The organism is Jiangella anatolica, from assembly GCF_003236295.1.
Lineage (GTDB): Bacteria > Actinomycetota > Actinomycetes > Jiangellales > Jiangellaceae > Jiangella > Jiangella anatolica.
The window spans coordinates 1-2,385 of record NZ_POTW01000186.1; the positions used below are offsets into that span (position 1 = coordinate 1).

2 protein-coding genes are annotated in these 2,385 nt (G+C 73.7%); both read left to right on the forward strand.

Going from position 1 to position 2,385, the window contains the following annotated elements; translation table 11 throughout:
- The first annotated feature begins 185 nt into the window (after positions 1 to 185).
- Positions 186 to 1,175, forward strand: coding sequence for a heme/hemin ABC transporter substrate-binding protein (locus C1I92_RS32855; RefSeq protein ID WP_199521839.1), 990 nt, complete (start codon positions 186 to 188; stop codon positions 1,173 to 1,175).
- Entirely contained in the window at positions 1,172 to 2,323 is a 1,152-nt protein-coding gene (locus tag C1I92_RS32860) for a FecCD family ABC transporter permease (protein WP_111258824.1), read from the forward strand. Before C1I92_RS32855 ends, C1I92_RS32860 begins: the two co-directional genes overlap by 4 nt.
- The last annotated feature ends 62 nt before the right edge of the window (positions 2,324 to 2,385 follow it).

Here is a 2,385-nt window from a genome sequence, read left to right on the forward strand (position 1 = left end):
CGTTCGGGCGGCGGGGGCGCTCGGTCGTCGTCGCAGCCGGGCTGCTCGTGGTGGCGGCGGCTTGTGTGGCGCCGGAGGACGCGGCGGATCAGCCGACGGATGCCCGGCTGTCTTCTCAGAGCACCCCAGGAGAGGTTCCAGCCGATCCCGTAAAGGCTTGTCAGGAGCCGGTGTCCGGATTCGGGGTGACCGTCGACGCGGACGGTGAGCCGTTGCCGGCCCGTCCCTCGCCCACCGCATCGGGTGCGGACGGCGACCCGCGCGCCCTCCTCGGCCCGTCCACCGCGGTCGTCGACCAGACCGTCACCCCGGTCGCCGACGACGTCACGCCCGCGCTCCCCGTCACCGTCGAGTCCTGCGACGGCGAGACCGTCGTCGTCGACGACACCAGTCGCATCCTCGCCGTCGACCTCTACGGCACGCTGGCCGAGATCGTGTTCAGCCTCGGCCTGGGCGACCACGTCGTCGGCCGCGACGCGTCCACCGGCTTCCCGCAGGCCGCCGACCTGCCGCTGGTCACCCCCGGCGGGCACGACATGAACGCCGAGGCGATCCTCGAGCTGGACCCGACCGTCGTGCTCACCGACGCCAGCGTCGGCCCGCCCGAGGTGCAGCAGCAGCTGCGCGACGCCGGCATCCCGGTGATCTTCTTCGACGACGCCCGCGACCTCGACCGGATCCCGAGCCAGATCCGCGCCGTCGCCGGCGCGCTCGGCGTTCCCCAGGCCGGCGAGGAGCTGGTCGAGCGGACGTCCGGGGAGATCGCGTCCGCGCTGGCACTGGCGCCGTCGGGCGCCGATCCGCTGCGGATCGCGTTCCTCTACACCCGCGGTGGCATGGTGCAGCTGCTGGCCGGGCCGGGATCCGGCGCGGACGCGATGATCCGTTCCATCGGGGCCATCGACGTCGGCACCGACATCGGGCTGGACCGGCCGTTCACGCAGATCACCTCCGAGGCGCTGATCGAGGCCGCACCCGACGTCATCATCATGATGACGAAGGGCCTGGAGTCCATCGGCGGCGTCGACGGCATGCTCCGGCTGCCCGGGGTCGCGCAGACCCCCGCCGGCGAGAAGCTCCGCGTCGTCGACATGGCCGACTCCGTGCTGCTCAGCTTCGGGCCGCGCACCGGCCGCACCATCGAGGCGCTCGCTCACGCCGTCTACGAGCCATGACGGCGACGGTCTCGGAGGCGCCTGCGGCCGACGTCGCGGTCGCCGCTCCGGGCGGTCGCTGGCGGCGGAGCCGGGGCGGGCTGCTGATCGGCGGGCTGTCGGTCGCGCTGGTCGTCGTGACGATCGTGTCGGCCGGACGCGGGCAGTTGGCGATTCCGCCATCGGAGGTCGTCGGGTCGATCATGCACCGGCTGGACGCGAATCTGGAGTGGGTGCTCCGGTCGATCGGCTGGTCGGCGGACCTGCCGCTGGACGTCGGCCCGCGGCCGGAGCATGTGCAGGGTGAGAACACACTGTGGCTGGTCCGCTTCCCGCGGGTCGTGCTGGCGCTGCTGGTCGGCGCCGCGCTGGCGACGGCGGGCGCGCTGATGCAGGGCGTGTTCGGCAACCCGCTGGCCGAGCCCGCCATCGTCGGCGTCTCCCCCGGCGCGGCGGTCGGGGCCAGTCTGGTGTTCGTCACCGGGGCGAACTTCCTCGGCGAGTGGACGGTCGCCGTGGCCGCGTTCGCGACCGGCCTGGTGACGACGCTGCTCGTCTACGCGCTGTCCCGGTCCGGCGGCCGGACGGAGGTCATCACGCTGGTGCTCACCGGGGTGGCAGTCACGGCGGTGGCGTTCGCGATCGTGGCGTTCGCGACGTTCATCGCGACGCCGGAGGCGCGTGAGCAGATCGTGTTCTGGCAGCTGGGCAGCCTCAACGGCGCGCGCTGGCAGGCGGTCGTCGCGGTGCTGCCGTTCGTCGTGGTGGGGTTGGTGCTGGCGGCGGCGATGGCACGGTCGCTGGACCTGCTCGCGCTGGGCGAGCGGTCCGCCCGCCACCTCGGCGTCCACGTCGAGCGCCTTCGTCTCGTGGCCATCGCCGCGGTCGCCATGCTGGTCGGCTCGGGGGTCGCCTTCGCCGGCGTCATCGGGTTCGTCGGGCTGGTGGTGCCGCATCTGATCCGGATGATCGCCGGACCGGGGCACCGGGTGCTGCTGCCGGCGAGCGCGCTGGGCGGTGCGCTGCTGCTGGTGTCGGCGGACCTGGTCGCGCGGACCGCCATCCGGTACGCGGACCTGCCGCTCGGCATGCTGACGGCGTTGGTCGGCGGGCCGCTGTTCTTCTGGCTGCTGCGCCGGACCCGCTCCAGCCAGGGCGGTTGGGCATGACGCACCCCGCCTCGCTGACGGGGCCGTCGGGCGGGAAGGGGCTGCCGGCCGGCGACGAGGCG

Coding starts and splice junctions, on each gene's coding strand:
- C1I92_RS32860 (WP_111258824.1), top strand. CDS start 1,172: ATGACGGCGACGGTCTCGGAGGCGCCTGCGGCCGACGTCGCGGTCGCC.